Source organism: Plantactinospora sp. CA-294935 (assembly GCF_050936445.1).
Classification (GTDB): Bacteria; Actinomycetota; Actinomycetes; order Mycobacteriales; family Micromonosporaceae; genus Plantactinospora.
The window spans coordinates 5,215,001-5,232,804 of the sequence record NZ_JBNJMU010000001.1 but is presented as its reverse complement, the minus strand read 5'-3'; the positions used below and the strand labels follow the sequence as shown (position 1 = coordinate 5,232,804).

Annotated in this window: 12 protein-coding genes, 2 rRNA genes and 1 pseudogene; 2 read left to right on the top strand and 13 right to left on the bottom strand. The window is 70.8% G+C overall.

Annotated elements, in window-relative coordinates:
• Window positions 1–26: 26 nt before the first annotated feature.
• The 9 genes from murJ to ACQEVC_RS23380 form a co-directional block, all read right to left on the bottom strand.
• Entirely contained in the window at window positions 27–1,766 is a 1,740-nt protein-coding gene (murJ, locus tag ACQEVC_RS23420; protein ID WP_432881099.1) for a murein biosynthesis integral membrane protein MurJ, read from the bottom strand.
• 1 nt (window position 1,767) lies between these two features.
• Window positions 1,768–2,595 carry a hypothetical protein gene (locus ACQEVC_RS23415; RefSeq protein ID WP_432891653.1) on the bottom strand — a complete coding sequence of 276 codons (828 nt, stop codon included), beginning with the start codon at window positions 2,593–2,595 and terminating at the stop codon, window positions 1,768–1,770.
• Between the two features lie 44 nt (window positions 2,596–2,639).
• Window positions 2,640–3,575: a copper transporter gene (locus tag ACQEVC_RS23410; RefSeq protein WP_432881096.1), complete on the bottom strand. Its 936-nt coding sequence runs from the start codon at window positions 3,573–3,575 to the stop codon at window positions 2,640–2,642.
• 51 nt (window positions 3,576–3,626) lie between these two features.
• Window positions 3,627–4,805 (bottom strand): putative cytokinetic ring protein SteA, encoded by a 1,179-nt coding sequence (steA, locus tag ACQEVC_RS23405; protein WP_432881094.1) that lies wholly within the window; start codon window positions 4,803–4,805, stop codon window positions 3,627–3,629.
• A gap of 179 nt (window positions 4,806–4,984) precedes the next feature.
• Window positions 4,985–6,742, bottom strand: a complete 1,758-nt coding sequence (gene recN, locus ACQEVC_RS23400) for a DNA repair protein RecN (RefSeq protein ID WP_432891650.1) — start codon at window positions 6,740–6,742, stop codon at window positions 4,985–4,987.
• Between the two features lie 110 nt (window positions 6,743–6,852).
• Window positions 6,853–7,737, bottom strand: a complete 885-nt coding sequence (locus ACQEVC_RS23395) for an NAD kinase (RefSeq protein WP_432881091.1) — start codon at window positions 7,735–7,737, stop codon at window positions 6,853–6,855.
• Window positions 7,734–8,570 (bottom strand): TlyA family RNA methyltransferase, encoded by an 837-nt coding sequence (locus tag ACQEVC_RS23390; protein WP_432881089.1) that lies wholly within the window; start codon window positions 8,568–8,570, stop codon window positions 7,734–7,736. The genes ACQEVC_RS23395 and ACQEVC_RS23390 overlap by 4 nt, the downstream gene beginning before the upstream one ends.
• Window positions 8,571–8,595: 25 nt before the next feature.
• Complete coding sequence (locus ACQEVC_RS23385; protein WP_432881086.1) at window positions 8,596–8,859, bottom strand: hypothetical protein; 264 nt, start codon at window positions 8,857–8,859, stop codon at window positions 8,596–8,598.
• A gap of 52 nt (window positions 8,860–8,911) precedes the next feature.
• Window positions 8,912–9,595: a phasin family protein gene (locus ACQEVC_RS23380; RefSeq protein WP_432881084.1), complete on the bottom strand. Its 684-nt coding sequence runs from the start codon at window positions 9,593–9,595 to the stop codon at window positions 8,912–8,914.
• Between the two features lie 119 nt (window positions 9,596–9,714).
• Between ACQEVC_RS23380 and ACQEVC_RS23375 the strand changes: the two genes are divergently transcribed.
• Complete coding sequence (locus ACQEVC_RS23375) at window positions 9,715–10,053, top strand: alkyl sulfatase C-terminal domain-containing protein (protein ID WP_318402883.1); 339 nt, start codon at window positions 9,715–9,717, stop codon at window positions 10,051–10,053.
• 140 nt (window positions 10,054–10,193) lie between these two features.
• Here the strand turns inward: ACQEVC_RS23375 and ACQEVC_RS23370 are convergent, their stop codons facing one another.
• The gene (locus tag ACQEVC_RS23370) at window positions 10,194–11,222 is read right to left on the bottom strand and encodes an HAD-IIA family hydrolase (protein WP_432881081.1); all 1,029 of its coding nucleotides are present in this window, start codon (window positions 11,220–11,222) and stop codon (window positions 10,194–10,196) included.
• Between the two features lie 314 nt (window positions 11,223–11,536).
• Window positions 11,537–12,421 (bottom strand): annotated as a pseudogene (locus ACQEVC_RS23365) (tetratricopeptide repeat protein); the annotation flags it as partial.
• Here ACQEVC_RS23365 and ACQEVC_RS23360 point away from each other — a divergent pair.
• The gene (locus tag ACQEVC_RS23360; protein WP_432881079.1) at window positions 12,410–14,248 is read left to right on the top strand and encodes a hypothetical protein; all 1,839 of its coding nucleotides are present in this window, start codon (window positions 12,410–12,412) and stop codon (window positions 14,246–14,248) included. The pseudogene ACQEVC_RS23365 and the gene ACQEVC_RS23360 overlap by 12 nt on opposite strands.
• A gap of 88 nt (window positions 14,249–14,336) precedes the next feature.
• On the opposite strand, the gene rrf is transcribed toward ACQEVC_RS23360, so the two are convergent.
• Together rrf and ACQEVC_RS23350 are read right to left on the bottom strand one after the other, a co-directional pair.
• Window positions 14,337–14,453 (bottom strand): 5S ribosomal RNA (gene rrf, locus ACQEVC_RS23355).
• Between the two features lie 100 nt (window positions 14,454–14,553).
• Window positions 14,554–17,663, bottom strand: a 23S ribosomal RNA gene (locus tag ACQEVC_RS23350).
• Window positions 17,664–17,804: the final 141 nt, after the last annotated feature.

Below are 17,804 nucleotides of genomic sequence, written 5' to 3'. Positions count from 1 at the left end.
CCCCGGTCGAGCCGGCCCAAGCTCGCTCACCGCGACACCCGCTCCTTCCCGTCGTCCTCGCCCGGGTCGGCCACGTCCGGCCGGTCCCCGCGATCCGTCTCCGCCCCGTCCCGCCGGCGCGAGGCTGCCGGTCCGCCCCGGTGGGCCAGCGCCAGCACGCCGCGCAGCCGTCTGCGCAGGGTCGCCAGCAGCGGCCGGACGTCGTGCCGGTCCAGCGGATAGGCGACCGCGACGAATGCCGCGCCTACGGCGACTCCGGACAGCATGCCCTGCACGAGTGCGTCGACTCGCGCCGGGGTACCACCCCCGAAGCCGGGCAACCGGTGCGCACAGAGCGCGCCGACCACCGCCGCGACCGCTCCGGCGAGCAGTCCGACCAGCGCTGACCTGGTGAATCCGGTCAACGCGGCCGGACCGGCGCTGCGCCGGACCGCAACCACCAGCAGCACCCCCAGCACCAGCATGCCGACCGAGTTCGCCACCGCGACCGCGAACACCCGATAGTCAGCCGGGAAGGCGGCGGAGAGCCCCACGGCGGCGAACGGCACGACGAGCCAGCCGGCCAGGGTGGCGGTGGCCGCCGGCCGGGCGGCGCCGCGCGCGTACAGGGCCCGGGTGAGCAGCGCGAAAAGCCCGTAGCCGAGCAGACCCGGTGCGAACCCGGCGACGGCGGCCACCTGGGTCGGCCCGCTGCCCGGCCAGAAGAACCGGGCCACCGGTTCGGCGGTGCCGATCAGCGCCGCCGTGCCGAGGCAGCTGAACAGCAGCACGCGGCGGGCGGTCGGGGCCAGCGTGGCGCGGTACCCCGGCTCGTCCCCGGCGGCGTGCGCGGCGGCCAGGTTCGGGTACGCCGCGACCGCGAGCGGGACGGCGAGCACCGCCCAGGGCAGCAGGTACACCGTCTGGGCGAGGTTGAACACCACCTCCGCACCGGTCGGTCCGCCGCTGAGCTGGCGCAGGCTGACCAGCAGGGCGACCTGCTGGCCGATCACCGTCACCGCCCCGGCCAGGGCGAGCCCGCCGAGCCTGGCCCGGGCGTCGGCGGAGAACCCGTACCCGAACCGGGGTCGCAGGTGCAGCCGGCGCACCGGGACGAGCAGCGACAGCGAGAGCACCACCACGCCGAGGGTGGTGCCGGCGGAGAGGATCAGCTCGCCGTCCCGCCCGACTCCGGCGATGGTGGGCCGGACTCCCTCGACCGCCGCGAACGCCAGGTAGACCCCGATCACGGTCACGCTGGAGAGCAGCGGCGCGATCACCGGCCAGGCGAACCGCCGGTACGACTGGAGCACCCCGGTCAGCACGATGCCGATCCCGTACAGCGGCAGTTGCGGGGCGAAGACCCGGAGCATCCGCGCGCCGGCCTCGATCTCGGCGGTGCTGCGGTGGTCCGAGATCAGCCCGACGATCGGTTCGGCGAGCAGCGCCACCGCCACCGCCAGCGGCACCAGCAGGCTCACCGTCCAGGTGAGCAGCGCTCCGGTGGTCGCCGACACCGCCGCCCGGTCACCGGCCGCGACCGCACCGGCCAGCAGCGGTACGACGAGACTCGCCAGTGCCCCACCGGCGACGATCTCGAAGACGATGTTCGGGACGCTGTTCGCCACCACGTACATGCCGCCGAGGTCGCTGCGGTCGCCCATTATCCAGGTGAAGACCCCGGTACGCCCGAACCCGGCCAGTCGACTGGCCACGGTGAGTACGGCGATCAGCGCGGCGGCGCCGGCCACCCGCCCGGCGCCGACCAGGGGTGCCGGCCTGCCCACCTCAGGAGTGTCGCCGGCCCAGGGCGTCCAGCTCGCGCAACCCCGGGGTGTTCTGGATCACCTGGGTGAAGCTGACCTTCTCGCTGGCGGCGGTGAGCGCGGCGATCACGGCGAGTGCCCCGGCCCGCCCCACCGGCCCGGTACGGGCGGCCAGCGCGACGCCGAGCAGCGCGCCGAGGGCGTTCGCCCCGCTGTCGCCGAGCATGACGCGTTCGTCCAGGTCGGCCGGGAGCAGCGCGGCGGCGGCGCCGACCGGGCCGGCGGCAAGCCCACCGGTCGGGCCGGGCAGCAGCGGCGCGCCGAGCAGCACGCCGGACTTGAGGGCCCGTCCCGGCCGCAGGTCGAGCAGGTTGACCAGGTTCGCGGTGCCGGCGATGACGCCCGCGCCGAGCAGCAGGTCGACCATGCCGGCGGCGCGTCCGGCGCGGCGGCGACCGGGATGGGACCGCACGGTCGGGTCGGCGGCGAGCAGGGCGGCGGCGGCCAGGCCGGCCGCGCCGACCCCGGCGATCTTGACGACGCCGCTGGTCACCCGACCCTCGCGGAGCGCGGCGAGGTGTCCGGCGAAGCCCTTGGCGGTCTTCTGCTCCGGCCGGGCGCCGACCACGTCGTCGTAGAGCCCGACGGCTCCGCAGGAGAGGCCGGCGACCAGGGCGGCGGCGCCGGCCGGGCGGCTCGGCGCGCCTGCGGCGGCACCGGCGGCCGCCCCGGCGGCGAGCGCCGGGCCGGCGGCGAGGGTGACGGTGCGCCCCCGGAAGTTGGTACGGCGCAGCCCGGCGGCCCACGGGCCGGCGAGCACACCCCGCAGGGCGGCACCGGCGACGAGCATGCCGACGCCGAGCGCCCGGGCCCGGGCGCCCCTGGACCGGGCGGTCACTCGGGCATTTCCGGCAGCAGCGACTCGGCACCCGCGCCGACGCCGTACGCACCGGCCTGCTTCTGGGTGATCTGCCGGACCAGCGCCAGCGCGGTGACGAGCTGCCCCTGCACGGTGTTGGTGTTGTCGACGGTGGAGATCGTCTTGGACAGCGCGGGATCCCGGCGTACCTCGGCGACCAGGTTGCCGCCGCTGCTGCCGTTGCCGGCGACCACGATCGCCCCGGCCTTGTCGAACTGCTCGGCGAGCTGCACCACCGACCGGTCCTTGCGGGTCGCGTCCCGGTCGACGTACGGCTGCCCGCTGACCACCACGACCGCCTCGGCGGGACCGCTGATCTTGTCAGGCACGTTGAGATAGCCCTCTTCGCTGTAGTCGTCCAGCACCGAGCGCCGGTCGGCGTCGGTCACCGGCGAGCCGCCCTCCGGACGGTCCAGCAGAGCGCTGGCCAGCAGGGCGCTGGACTTCTCCACCCCCTCGCTGCTGGGCAGCCCGACGTCCGGGACGGTGGGTCTGGCCGCCTTGGCCGCGACGCCCAGCAGCAGGACGCTGCTGTCCGGATCGAGGAACTTCTCCTGTACGTCGATCCGCCCGGTGACCGAGGCACCGCCCAGCCGGAGCATCTCGACGACCCCGTCGACCTGGTCCTGCCCGCTCGGCAGCACGATGACCAGGACGCGCCGGCCGGCGAGGGTGCCCTTGAGCATGTGCGGCGCCGCCTCCCTGACGAAGTCCTCCTCGCGCTGGACCTCGGTCTCCAGGTTGTTCACCGACTCGCGGAGCTGCTCGTTGTGCTTGCCCAGCGCGTTGACCCGATCCTTGAGCGAATCGGCGACCGGACCGTTCAGCGCCGCGGTACCCACCACCAGACCGATCGCCAGGGCGAGGAACACCGCGGTCAGCGAGACCACGTGGTACCGGAAATTGATCACGACAAGAGCCTCTTGATCATCATTCGGGGCCGGGAGGACACCAGCACGGGGCTAGAAGAGTTGTCCAAGCTGGAATACGACATTGTCCCACCACTCGGAGGCGACCCCGAGGTAAGCCTTTCCGACGGTGGAGACGGCGACCGCGGACGCCATCGCGGCCAGCGCCGAGAGCACCAGCAGCAACAGCGACGACCCGGAGATGCTCTGCCGGTAGAGCCGGCTCACCCCCTTGGCGTCGACCAGCTTGCCGCCGACCTTGAGCCGGGTCAGGAAGGTGGAGGCCATGCCGCCGCGCCCCTTGTCCAGGAACTCGACCAGGGTGGCGTGGGTGCCGACCGCGACGATCAGCGAGGCGCCCTTGCCGTCGGCGAGCAGCATCGCCAGGTCCTCGCTGGTGGCCGCGGCCGGGAAGGTCTGCGCGGTCACGCCGAGCCCGTTCACCCGGGCCAGTCCCGGCGCCCGCCCGTCCGGGTAGGCGTGCACGATCACCTCGGCGCCGCACCGCAGCACGTCGTCGGTGACCGAATCCATGTCGCCGATGATCAGATCGGGGGTGTAGCCCGCCTCCACCAGCGCGTCCGCGCCGCCGTCCACGCCGATCAGCACCGGCTTGAACTCCCGGATGTACGGGCGCAGCACGTCGAGGTCGGCCTTGTAGTCGTAGCCCCGGACCACGATCAGGCAGTGCCGGCCCCGGATCGGCGTCTCGACGTCCGGCACACCGACCCCGTCGAGCAGCAGCTCCCGCTCCTGCTTGAGGTATTCCATCGTGTTGGCGGCGAACGCCTCCAACTGCACCGACAGCCCTTCCCGGGCGTCGGACATCGCCTTTGCCACCGATTCGGCGTCCTGCCGGCTGCCGTGCCCGACCGGCTCGTCGTCGATCAGCACCGTGTTGCCGTCGATCCGGACGGTGTCGCCCTCCCGGATCTGCTGGAAGATGCTCTCGCCGAGGTCGTCGAGGAGGGGGATGCCCGCCTTGATCAGCACTTCCGGGCCGAGGTTCGGATAACGGCCGGAGACCGACGGCTTGGCGTTGAGTACCGCGGCGACGCCGACCGCGACCAGCGAGTCGGCTGCCACCCGGTCCAGATCGACGTGGTCGATCACCGCGATGTCACCCGGACGCAGCCGGCTGACCAGGCGCTTCGTCCGGCGGTCGAGGCGCGCGGTGCCGACGACTTTGCCCGGTTCCGCGCTCCGGGCCCGGCGCAACGTGGGTAAACGCATCCCAACCATCCTGGCATGTGAGGCAGAGCTTTCTGTCGCGACATGCCTGAGCAGGGCCGCCACCCCAAGGGAACCACATTCATACCCGGCCGGGTGTGGTCGGCGTCACACCGTTCGATTCGGTACCACGGATCGTGACCGCGAAGGGCACGTTCCGCCGCGCACGCGGTGCCGCGGCCTCAGGAGCGTCGTTCCCGGGCAGCCACGGCCAGAAGTTCCTCGGCATGGGCGATACCCAGATCGGAGTCGGGCAAACCGGCGAGCATCCGAGCCAACTCCCGGGCCCGGTCGGTGTCCTCCACCACCCGTACCCCGCTGGTCGTCACCGCACCGCCGGTGTCCTTGGCCACCACCAGGTGCCGGTCGGCGAACGCGGCCACCTGGGGCAGGTGGGTCACCACCAGCACCTGGTGGCTACGGGCCAACCGGGCCAACCGGCGGCCGATCTCCACCGCCGCCTGCCCGCCCACCCCGGCGTCGACCTCGTCGAAGACCAGCGTGGGCGGCCCGCCGGAGCCGGCGAAGACCACCTCGATGGCTAGCATCACCCGGGACAGCTCACCGCCGGAGGCGCCGCGTTGCAGCGGCAGCGACGGGGCGCCCGGATGGGCCATCAGCCGCAGCTCGATTTCGTCCGCCCCGTCCGGACCGACCCCGACCTCGGCCCCGTCGACGGTGAGCGTCGGCTCCGCCTTGCCGGCCGGCCGAGGCAGCACCGCCACCTCGATCCGGGCGTGCGGCATCGCCAGCCCGGCCAGCTCGACGGTCACCTGCTCGGCGAACCGGGTGGCCGCCTCGCGGCGGGCGGCCGAGAGCCGGCCCGCCAACTCGGCCACCTCGCCGGCCAGCCGCTGCCGCTCCCGGTCCAGCTCGTCGAGAAGCTCGTCGGAGGTGTCCAGCTCGGACAGCCGGGTCCGGGCCCGGTCCGCCCAGGCGATCACGCCGTCGACGTCGTCGGCGTACTTGCGGGTCAGGCCGCGCAGCGCGGCCCGGCGCTCGTAGATGACCTCCAACCGGGCCGGATCGGCGTCCAGCGCGGCGAGGTAGCCGGACAGCTCGGCCGCGATGTCGCCGACCAGCGTGGCGACCTCCTCCAGCCGCACCGACAGGTCACCGAGGGTCCGGTCCACCCCGGCCTGCGCCTCCAGCGTCCGGCGGGCGTGCCCGAGCAGGGTGGTCACGTCGGCCGCCTCGTCGGCCGGCTCGGCGGCACCCGCCACACAGTGCTGGGCCGTCTGCGCGGCCGTACGCAGCCCCTCCGCGTGCTCCAGCCGCTGCGCCTCGGCCTTGAGCTCCTCGTCCTCGCCCGGCTGCGGGTCGACCCGGGTGATCTCGTCCAGGCCCAGCCGCAGCAGATCCGCCTCCTGGTTGCGCTCCCGCGCGTTGCGGCGCCGGTCGGCCAGGTCGTCGGTGACCCGCCGCCACCGGGTGTACGACTCGCGCAGGCTCTCCAGCAGCTTCTCGTGCTCCGGCCCGCCGAACCGGTCCAGCGCGGCCCGCTGCTCGGCCGGCCGGAGCAGCCGGAGCTGGTCCGACTGGCCGTGTACGGCCAACACCTGCTCGCCCACCTCGGCCAGCATCGACACCGGCATGCTGCGGCCGGCCACGTGCGCCCGCGACCGCCCCTCCACGGTGACCGTACGGCTGAGCAGCACCGACCCGTCGTCGTCCGGCTCACCGCCCGCGTCCACCACCCGGGCGTGCACCGCCGTCGCGGCGGTGCCGGTCAGCCGCAGCCGCCCCTCCACCACGGCCCGACCCGGATCGGCCCGCACCCGGCCGGCGTCGGCCCGCCCGCCGAAGAGCAGGCCGAGACCGGTCACCACCATTGTCTTTCCGGCGCCGGTCTCGCCCGTGATGACGTTCATGCCGCGGGTCAGCGGCAGTGTGGTGTCCTCGATGACGCCCAGTCCGGTGATGCGCAGCTCTTCCAGCACAGCCACCGACAGTAGTAGCGGGCCCCGACACTTGACCACCCGGCGCGCGTTCCGATTGGCGCCCCGGCCCCTCACCCCGCCCGTCGCCGTCGGCGGAGCCGCCGTCGTCGTCAGCGGCGGTTGCCCCGCCAGCCCTGCACCGGCAGGCCGAACTTCGCCACCAGCCGGTCGGTGAAGTGCCGGGCACGCAGCCGGACGACCCGCACCGGGAGCGCACCCCGCTGCACGGTGACTTTGGCCCCGGGCGGCAGGTCGTAGACCCGGCGGCCGTCGCAGCAGAGCACCGCCAGGGTGGTGAACGGGTCCACCGTGATGGTGAAGGTCGCCGTCGGTGCGGTGACGATCGTCCGGCTGAACAGCGCGTGCGCGCTGATCGGCACCAGCAGCAACGCCTCCACCTCCGGCCAGACCACCGGCCCACCGGCCGAGAAGGCGTACGCGGTGGAGCCGGTCGGGGTCGCGCACACCACACCGTCGCAGCCGTACCGGGACAGTGGCCGGCCGTCGACGTCGACGAGCAGCTCGAGCATCTGGGCCCGCTCGCCCTTCTCCACGCTCGCCTCGTTGAGCGCCCACGACTCGATCACCGGGCCGCCCTCGAACTCGGCACGGACGTCGAGGGTGAGCCGCTCGTCCACTGTGTAGTTCCGGTCCACGACGTCCCGGACCGCCTGGTCCAGGTCGTCGATCTCGGCCTCGGCGAGGAAGCCGACCTTGCCGAGGTTGATCCCGAGCAGCGGCGCCTTCGCCGGCCGGGCCAGGTCGGCGGCGCGCAGGAAGGTGCCGTCACCGCCGAGCGCGAAGACGATCTCGGCGCCCTCGGCCGCGCCGAGCAGGCTCACCGGGGTCACCCCGGGCAGATCCAGGTCGTCGGCCTCCTCGGCCACCACCCGCACCTCGAAGCCGGCCTGGATCAGGTCGGCGGCGACCGTACGGGCGTGCTCGGTGCTCCGCCGCCGTCCGGTGTGCGTGACCAGCAGTGCCGTCCGGCTCATCGGGCTCCCTCCCGCGCCACGGCCGGGCCGGCCGGCCCGGTCGTCACCACCGCTCGCACCAGTTCCTCGTCCGGCGGGGGCGCGTCGGCGCGCAGCCAGACGAAGAACTCCACATTGCCGCTCGGCCCCGGCAGCGGGCTCGCCACCACGCCGGCCAGGCCGAGGCCGAGCCCGCCGGCCGCGTCGGTCACCGCGAGCACCGCCTCGGCGCGTAGCTGCGGATCGCGTACCACCCCACCGCTGCCCACCCGCTCCTTTCCGACCTCGAACTGCGGCTTGACCATCAACACCAGGTCGCCGTCCGGGGCGGTGCAGCCGGCCAGCGCCGGCAGCACCAGGCGGAGCGAGATGAACGACAGGTCCGCGACGGTGAGGGTCACGGTGCCGCCGATGGTGTCGGGCGTCAGGGTACGCACATTCGTGCGCTCGAATACCCGGACCCGCTCGTCGGACCGGATGCCCCAGGCCAACTGGCCGTAGCCGACGTCCACCGCCACCACCTCGGCGGCACCGGCCCGGAGCAGCACGTCGGTGAAACCGCCGGTCGACGCCCCGGCGTCCAGGCAGCGCCGGCCGGCGACGTCCAGCCCATCGGGGGCGAACGCCGCCAGCGCGCCGGCCAGCTTGTGTCCGCCCCGGGAGACGTACTCGGTGCTCGGGTCCTCGCCGAGCACCCGGACCGGATCCGCCGGGTCCACCATCGCGGCCACCTTGTGTGCCCGTACCCCGCGGACCTGCACCCGCCCGGACTCGACCAGCGCCGCGGCCTGTTCCCGGGACCGGGCCATCCCACGGCGGACGAGTTCGGCGTCGAGCCGGGTACGACGTGCCATCGAAGTTCTCCGAGGGGGACTGGGCTCACGCCTGGTCGATGGTGGCGAGGGTTTCCCGCAGGGTCTGGTGCGCCGCCTCGTACTGGGCGATCTGGTCAGCCGGCGGCAGGTTCGCGGCGTTCGCCATCGCCTGCAGCACCGCGTCCACGGCGGGATGGCCGGCGCCGCCGCCGTCCGGGCCGGTCCGTTCGCTCCATCCGGCGGCCGGTGCCGGGCCGGGAACGGGCCGTGCCGCCGCTGAGGGGGGCGGAGCCGGCCGGAACGGCCCCGGTACGGGTACCTGACTCATGCCGACCCTCCGCTCCGTCCGGTCGCCAGCCGGGCCCGGTGTGCGACGCGGGTCATGCCACACCGCCGCCCGGTGCCGGCGACCGCTTGGCCACGGCCTTGCCCGGGGTCGACTTCTTCGTGGCCACCGCCTGGCCGGCGGCGGCCTTCTTCGCCACCGCCTTCTTCACCACCGCCTGCTTGGCCACCGCCTCGGGCGCGGCGGCCTTCTGCACGGCAACCTTCTTGGCCACGGCCTTCTTGCCGATGGTCTTCTTCGCCACGACCTTCTTCGCGATCGTCTTCTTCGCGATGGTCTTCTTCGCCACGGCCTTCTTCGCCACCGCGTTCTTGGCCGGCGCGCCGGTCCCGGCCGGCACACCCGGTGCCGGCGGTCGAACGCCGCCCGCCGCCGTCGCGGTCGCCGCCGCACCGACGGCGCCACCCGGCGCCGCCGACCGAGCGGCGGACAGTTCCCGCTCCAACCGGGCGACCCGGTCGGTCAGCGCCGTGACCTCGTCCGCCGTGGCCAGCCCGACGGCGGCGAGGGTACGGTCGATCTCGACCCGGATGATCCGGATCAGCGCCTCCCGGTTGGCCATCCCGGTGGAGAGCAGTTCCTCGGCCATGGTCTGCAGTTGGGCGGCCGTGGCACCGCCGGAGCCGACCAGTTTCCTGGCGGCGGCCTGGGCGCGCTTCTTCGACGCCTCCGTCAGCCCGAGGGCCAGCTCAAGGTAGGCCCGCCACGCATCCTGCATACCCCGGTCCTTTCGCGGGTGCCGACAGTTCAGGTTGTCACGCTACCGGGCGCCCTGACCCGCCCAGTGCGGTACGGTGCCCGGGGGACGGGCGTGGCGTGATGCGAGGGGGCACGACGATGGCGACCGTGGACGAGTGTCGGCAGGCGCTGCACGATTTGGCGGCCCGGATGGACGCCAACGCCGACAAGGTACGCAAGCAGGTTGATCTCGATCGCACCCTGGCGTGCCGGATCACCGACCTGGGCACGGCGTTCCACGGCCGGCTGACCGGCGGACGCCTGATCGACCTGGCCGACGGTGACGACCCGAAGGCGAAGATCGCGCTGAGCACCACCAGCGACGACCTGATCCGTCTCGTCCGGGGCGAACTGGACGTGCCGAAGGCGCTCGCCTCCCGGCAGATGTCGATCAACGCCAACCCGTTCGACCTGCTCAAACTCCGCAAGATGCTCTGACCCCGCCGGGCGGTCGCCCCCCTCGCCCGCGACGCGTCCCGGCTGCCCGTCCCGGGTACCGGCCCTACAGCGTGCCGGCGCTGCACCGAGCCAACCGCCCCGGTACGCACCCCGGCTCGGCAGTGGTCCGGGCGGTTGCCTCAGCGCAGCAGACCGAGTTCCCCGAGGGCCTTCCGGGCCGCCTCGGATCCCGGCTCGACGTCGTCGACCGGCACTCCCGACCAACTGGCCGCGCAGAGCGCGGCCAGCGCGGCCAGGCTCGACCCCTCCCCGTCGAGCACCGCCGGCCCGCCGTCGACCACCTGCCAGCCGGCGCCGACGGCATCGGCGGGATCGGCGGTCAACCGGGCGACCCGGGCCGGGTCGAAGAGCCCGCCCAGATCGCTCGCCACGAAGTCCGGCCGGGCCGACGGCGCCGCATGCAGCAGGTCGATCGGCGCCGACACCCCGGTGAGTACCAGCAGACTTGCCATCCCCGCCCGGAGCGCGCCCTCGATGTCGGTGTCCAGCCGGTCGCCGACCGCGAGCGGACGGGCCGCACCGAACCGCCGGGCAGCGGCGGTGAACAGAGCCGGCTCCGGCTTGCCGACCACCACGTCGGGGTCGCGGGCCAGCGCGGTACGCACCGCCGCGACCAGTGAGCCGTTCCCGGGCACCGGACCTCGGGCGGTCGGCAGCGTCCGGTCGGTGTTGGTGACGAACCAGTCGGCACCGGCCCGTACCGCGAGGGCCGCCTCGGCGAGGTCCGCCCAGCCGACCTCCGGCCCGTAGCCCTGCACCACCGCCACCGGCGCGTCCTCCAGCCGGGAGACGGGGCGCAGCCCGACGTCACGTACCTCGGTCCGCAGCGCCTCCGCACCCACCACCAGTACCGGGGAGTCCGGCGGGAACCGGTGGGCCAGCAGTTCCGCCGCGGCGGCCGCGGAGGTGAGCACCTCCTGCGGCCGCACGGCGAGCCCCATCCCGGTGAGCAGCGCGGCAACCTCGTCGGCACGCCGGGAGGCGTTGTTGGTCGCGTACGCCAGCGGCTTGCCCTCGGCGTGCAGCCGGCCGACCGCCGCGACCGCCGTCTCGATCGGCCGGTCGACGAGATACACCACGCCGTCCAGATCGAAGATCACCAGGTCGTACCCGTCGACCAGCCGGCCGCCCGGCGAGGCGTCGCTCACGATTCGGCGCCACGCACCGGACGAGCCCCCGGGTCGGCGTCGGCCGCAGGAGCCTCCGCCGCAGGACCCTCCGCCGCCGCGACCGGCTCCCCGTCAGGACCGTCCAGGTCGCCCGGCCCGGCCTTCGCGTCCTCGTCCTCGCCAGCCTTCGCGTTCACGTCGGCCTTCGCGTCGGCCTCGGCGTCCACATCGGCGTCAGCGTTCACATCGGCGTCGGCGTCGGCGTCAGCGTCAGCGTCAGCGTCAGCGTCAGCGTTCACGTCAGCGTCAGCGTCAGCGTTCACGTCAGCGTCAGCGTCGGCGTCGGCGTCGGCGTCGGCGTCCACCATCGCCTCCCCGTCCGCGTCCGGCCTCGCCGCCGTGTCGGCGGCTGCCGGGGTCGTCTCGGCGGCTACCGTCGGCGCGTCCTCGTCCGCCAGCCCCGCCTCGCCGACCGGCTGAGCGTCCTCGTCCTCGTCGTCGTACTCGTCCTCGTCTTCGTCACTGTCCGCGCGGGCGTCCTCGTCGTCGTCCTCCGGATCGCCATCCCGCTCGGCGGAGCCGTCGTCCGGGGCCGCGGCGTCGGCGTCCGCCACCCGGTCGGACTCACCGTCGGCTGCGTCGTCGTCCTCGTCCTCGTCGCCCTCCAGGACGACACCGTCGAGTTCCAACAGCCGCTCGGCGGCGTCGGTCTCACCGAACTCGTCGACCTCGGCGGCCCGGACGAACCACTCCCGTGCCTCTTCCCTCCGGTCAACCCCGAGCAGCGCGTCGGCGTACGCGTAACGCAGCCGGGCCGCCCACGGCTCGGCCGGCACGGCGGTCAGCTCGCGTGTCTGGAGCATCGCCACCGCCGCGTCGCCCTGGCCCATGTCAGCACGGGCTCCGGCCGCCACGATCAACAACTCCACCGCGCCGGCCTGGTCCAGCGACTCGCGGTCGGCGCCCCGGTAGAGATCGATCGCCCGCTCCGGACGCCCGAGCGCCCGCTCACAGTCGGCAAGCACCGCCAGGTGGGTCTGCCGTCCGCTCATCCGGTGATAGGTGCGCAACTCGGCGATCGCGGTCTGCCACTCTCCCGCCCGGTACGCCGCCAGCCCCACCGCCTCCCGTACGGACGAGATCCGCGCCGCCAGGCGCCGGGCGGCGAGCGCGTGCTCCAGAGCCAGGTTCGGGTCGTCGTCGATCAGCGTTCCGGTCGCGACGAGATGCCGCGCCACCGTCTCCGCCACCGGCTTGGCCAGGGAGAGCAGTTCGGCCCGGACCGCACTGTCGAGATCCGTGGCGACGATCTCCTCCGGCAGGGCCGGGGCGACGGGTTCCCGGGCGGCGTCGCTCGGCCTGCCCGACCGGTCGCCGCGGTCGCGTCGATCCGTACCCTCGGTGCGGGTGTAGCCACCCGATCCCGCGCCGGTACCGTCCCGGCCCGGCTGGCCGGTCCCCTGTCGGGGCTTCCAGTCCCGCCGGCCCTCGTCGGCACGGCCACGATCGGCGCGGTCACCACCCGACCGGACGCCCTCCCGGGCGCCGCTCCGGCCTTCCCGGTCCGGCCTGCGGAAACCGCCACGGTCGCCGTCACGCGCACCGTCCCGGTCCGAGCCCCGGAAGCCTTCCCGGCTGCGGCCGTCGAATCCGCGACGACCCGCGTCGTCGCCGAAGCGCCGTCCGCTGTCCCGCCCAGCGCCACGCTGGTCACCGCCGCCCGACGGTCCGCCACGGTAGCCGGCGCCGCGCCCCGCATCACCGCCGGAACCCGCGCCCGATCGCCCCCGGTAACCGCCGTCCCGCCGGTCATCGCCCCGCTGCGCGTCGTCGCGGAAGCCGCCACCTCGCGAGTCGCGACCACCGCGTCGGTCGTCACCGAAGCCCGGCCGGGAGCCGCCCCGGAAACCACCGCTCTCGCCCCTGAAACCGCCGCGCCGGTCATCACCACCGGAGCCTCCGCGGCTCTGGTAGCCACCGCCGCGCCGATCGTCACCACCGGAGCCCCCGCTCCGGCCCTGGTAACCGCCACCGCGCCGGTCATCACCACCGGAACCCCCGCGGCCCTGGTAGCCACCACCGCGCCGATCGTCACCACCGGAGCTCCCGCGGCCCTGGTAGCCACCACCGCGCCGATCGTCACCACCGGAGCCCCCGCGGCCCTGGTAGCCACCACCGCGCCGATCGTCACCACCGGAGTCGCCCCGGTAGCCGCCGGTACGTCGGTCGTCGCTGCGCCGGGCGTCGTCGCGGTAACCGCCACCACGCGAGTCACGGTCGTCCCGCCGGCCGTCCCGGAAGTCACCGCCCCGCGGGTAGTCGGTACGGTCGCCGCGGTCGCCGCGGTCGAAGCCGTCCCGTCGTCCGGACTGGTGGCCGCCCTCACGGTAGCCACCGTCCCGATTTCCGTCACGCGGGCCCGTGCCGGACGGACGGTAACCCTGGCGCCCCTCCGAGCGGCCCGGGCCGAAATCGTTGTCCCGGCGTCCACCAGCGCGGTAGCCGCCACCCTGCCGGTCGTCGCCGCCGCGCCGGTACCCGCCACCGGGCCGGAAGCCCCCGTCGCCGTCCCGCCGCCCGGAGTCGCGGTATCCGCCGCCTCCGGAGTCGTCGCCGCGGGACGGCCGGTATCCGCCGGACCGCCGTGCGTCGTCTCCGAACCGCCCGGCACCGCTCGGACGGTCGCCCCGGAAGTCGCGATCACCCCGGGAGTCCCGGAAGCCGCCGCGCTGGCCGTCGCGGAAACCGCCGCCGCGTCGGTCGTCACCACCGGACCGGTAGCCACCACCAGCACGGCCGTCCCGGTAGCCGGCGCCGTCACGAGGGGCCGGACGGTCGCGACGGTCGCCCTCGCGAGGAGCCGGACGGTCACGACGGTCGCCTTCGCGGCCGTCGGTTCGACGACTCCCACTCGGATAGCCGCCCCGGTCACCGGTGGTGCCGGACGAATCGCGGTCCCCGCGATAGGGCGGACGGCCGTCACGACGCGTGGAAGCGTCCTGGCCGCCTCGGCGGTCCGGACGGTCGTCTCGACGGCGCGGGCGGTCTCCGCCATGCGCTCCTGAACTCACGGGTACATCCTTCCTCATGGCGAGATCGCCGAAACACGCAGCGCAGGGCCACCCCGACCGGGGTGGCCCTGCGAACTAAGATGTCCGGCGGCGTCTTACTCTCCCACACCCTCCCGAGTGCAGTACCATCAGCGCTGGAAGGCTTAGCTTCCGGGTTCGGAATGTAACCGGGCGTTTCCCCTCCGCCATAACCGCCGTAACCCTATCAACAACACAAACAACAACTCCCTCACCCACACGCAAGGGAACCACTCGTTGTTCGTTTGCTGTGAATCACACAGTGGACGCGTAGCAGCTTTGTAGTCAAGTCCTCGGCTTATTAGTACCGGTCAACTGAACCAGTTACCTGGCTTACATCTCCGGCCTATCAACCCAGTCGTCTCACTGGGAGCCTTACCCCCATCACTGGGGTGGGATACCTCATCTTGAAGCAGGCTTCCCGCTTAGATGCTTTCAGCGGTTATCCCTCCCGAACGTAGCCAACCAGCCGTGCCCCTGGCGGGACAACTGGCACACCAGAGGTTCGTCCGTCCCGGTCCTCTCGTACTAGGGACAGCCCTTCTCAAGTATCCTACGCGCACGGCGGATAGGGACCGAACTGTCTCACGACGTTCTAAACCCAGCTCGCGTACCGCTTTAATGGGCGAACAGCCCAACCCTTGGGACCTGCTACAGCCCCAGGATGCGACGAGCCGACATCGAGGTGCCAAACCATCCCGTCGATATGGACTCTTGGGGAAGATCAGCCTGTTATCCCCGGGGTACCTTTTATCCGTTGAGCGACACCGCTTCCACACGCAAGTGCCGGATCACTAGTCCCGACTTTCGTCCCTGCTCGACCCGTCAGTCTCACAGTCAAGCTCCCTTATACACTTACACTCAACACCTGATTGCCAACCAGGCTGAGGGAACCTTTGGGCGCCTCCGTTACATTTTAGGAGGCAACCGCCCCAGTTAAACTACCCACCAGACACTGTCCCTGAACCCGATAAGGGCCCGAAGTTAGATACCCAAACCAACCAGAGTGGTATTTCAAGATTGCCTCCACCCATACTGGCGTATGGACTTCACCGGCTCCCACCTATCCTACACAAGCTAATTCAGATACCAATGTCAAGCTATAGTAAAGGTCCCGGGGTCTTTCCGTCCTGCCGCGCGTAACGAGCATCTTTACTCGTACTGCAATTTCGCCGGGCCTGTGGTTGAGACAGTGGGGAAGTCGTTACGCCATTCGTGCAGGTCGGAACTTACCCGACAAGGAATTTCGCTACCTTAGGATGGTTATAGTTACCACCGCCGTTTACTGGCGCTTAAGTTCTCAGCTTCGCCCCGAAAGACTAACCGGTCCCCTTAACGTTCCAGCACCGGGCAGGCGTCAGTCCATATACATCGAATTACTTCTTCGCATGGACCTGTGTTTTTAGTAAACAGTCGCTTCCCCCTGCTCTCTGCGGCCATACAACGCTCCAGGAGCAAGTCCCTTCACGTCTCCGGCCCCCCTTCTCCCTAAGTTACGGGGGCAATTTGCCGAGTTCCTTAACCACAGTTCACCCGATCGCCTCGGTATTCTCTACCTGACCACCTGTGTCGGTTTAGGGTACGGGCCGCTCGGAACTCGCTAGAGGCTTTTCTCGGCAGCATAGGATCACTGACTTCACCTGAATCGGCTCGGCATCACGTCTCAGCCACATGCACCACGGATTTGCCTATGGTGCGGCCTACACGCTTACCCCGGCACAACCACCGGCCGGGCTCAGCTACCTTCCTGCGTCACCCCATCGCTTGACTACTACCCGCCAGGTTCCCACGCTCCCCCACATCAGTCCGAAGACATCAGCAGGTTCGGGTGGTTAGCACAACGAGGTTCATCACGGGCGCTCCTACACGGGTACGGGAATATCAACCCGTTATCCATCGACTACGCCTCTCGGCCTCGCCTTAGGCCCCGACTCACCCAGGGCGGATTAACCTGGCCCTGGAACCCTTGGTCATCCGGCGGAAGGGTTTCTCACCCTTCTTTCGCTACTCATGCCTGCATTCTCACTCGTGCCGCGTCCACAACTAGGTCACCCTGCTGCTTCACCCCCGGCACGACGCTCCCCTACCCATCCACACACCTGCACACCACCCCGAAGAGCGATGCGAAGTCAAAATGTGAATGCCACAGCTTCGGCGGTGTACTTGAGCCCCGCTACATTGTCGGCGCGGAACCACTTGACCAGTGAGCTATTACGCACTCTTTAAAGGATGGCTGCTTCTAAGCCAACCTCCTGGTTGTCTATGCGACCCCACATCCTTTTCCACTTAGCACACGCTTAGGGGCCTTAGCTGGCGATCTGGGCTGTTTCCCTCTCGACTACGAAGCTTATCCCCCGCAGTCTCACTGCCGCGCTCTCACTTACCGGCATTCGGAGTTTGGCTGATTTCAGTAACCTTGTAGGGCCCCTAGACCATCCAGTGCTCTACCTCCGGCAAGAAACACGCGACGCTGCACCTAAATGCATTTCGGGGAGAACCAGCTATCACGGAGTTTGATTGGCCTTTCACCCCTAACCACAGGTCATCCCCCAACTTTTCAACGTTGGTGGGTTCGGCCCTCCACGCGGTCTTACCCACGCTTCAGCCTGCCCATGGCTAGATCACCCCGCTTCGGGTCTAGAACACGCGACTACACGCCCTATTAAGACTCGCTTTCGCTACGGCTACCCCACACGGGTTAACCTCGCCACATGCCACTAACTCGCAGGCTCATTCTTCAAAAGGCACGCCGTCACCCCTAAAGGCTCCGACGGATTGTAGGCGAACGGTTTCAGGTACTATTTCACTCCCCTCCCGGGGTACTTTTCACCATTCCCTCACGGTACTCGTCCGCTATCGGTCACCAGGAAGTATTTAGGCTTACCAGGTGGTCCTGGCAGATTCACGGCAGATTACAGGAGTCCGCCGCTACTCGGGAACACCCACAAAAGAGACCAGCTGCTTTCACCTACCGGACTATCACCGCCTACGGTTGGCTTTTCCACACCATTCAGCTAACAACTGGCTTTATAACTCTCCGGAAGAGTGTCAGCTCTCCCCATGAGGTCCCACAACCCCGACCACGCAACCCCTGACAGGTATCACACGCAACCGGTTTAGCCTCAATCCGCTTTCGCTCGCCACTACTCACGGAATCACTATTGTTTTCTCTTCCTACGGGTACTGAGATGTTTCACTTCCCCGCGTTCCCTCCACACACCCTATGAATTCAGGTGCAGGTGACACCACATGACTGGTGCCAGGTTACCCCATTCGGACACCCTGGGATCACAGCTCGGTTGACAGCTCCCCCAGGCCTATCGCGGCCTCCCACGTCCTTCATCGGCTCCTGGTGCCAAGGCATCCACCGTTCGCCCTTGACAACTTGACCACAAAGATGCTCGCGTCCACTGTGTAATTCTCAACAAACGACCAACCCACAACCCACCACCCCACACCAGCAACCCCACCCCAAAAGGAAGGACCCGGTATGCGAGGCCAGGCCATGCCTGGCAGCCCCGACGAACAAACG

Excerpts from the sequence above, each read along its gene's own strand:
- steA (WP_432881094.1), bottom strand. The coding sequence starts at position 4,805 with ATGCGTTTACCCACGTTGCGCCGGGCCCGGAGCGCGGAACCGGGCAAA.
- ACQEVC_RS23415 (WP_432891653.1), bottom strand. The coding sequence starts at position 2,595 with ATGCTCGTCGCCGGTGCCGCCCTGCGGGGTGTGCTCGCCGGCCCGTGG.
- ACQEVC_RS23395 (WP_432881091.1), bottom strand. The coding sequence starts at position 7,737 with ATGAGCCGGACGGCACTGCTGGTCACGCACACCGGACGGCGGCGGAGC.
- ACQEVC_RS23385 (WP_432881086.1), bottom strand. The coding sequence starts at position 8,859 with ATGAGTCAGGTACCCGTACCGGGGCCGTTCCGGCCGGCTCCGCCCCCC.
- ACQEVC_RS23375 (WP_318402883.1), top strand. The coding sequence starts at position 9,715 with ATGGCGACCGTGGACGAGTGTCGGCAGGCGCTGCACGATTTGGCGGCC.
- ACQEVC_RS23390 (WP_432881089.1), bottom strand. The coding sequence starts at position 8,570 with ATGGCACGTCGTACCCGGCTCGACGCCGAACTCGTCCGCCGTGGGATG.
- ACQEVC_RS23360 (WP_432881079.1), top strand. The coding sequence starts at position 12,410 with ATGCCGCGCCACCGTCTCCGCCACCGGCTTGGCCAGGGAGAGCAGTTC.
- ACQEVC_RS23380 (WP_432881084.1), bottom strand. The coding sequence starts at position 9,595 with ATGCAGGATGCGTGGCGGGCCTACCTTGAGCTGGCCCTCGGGCTGACG.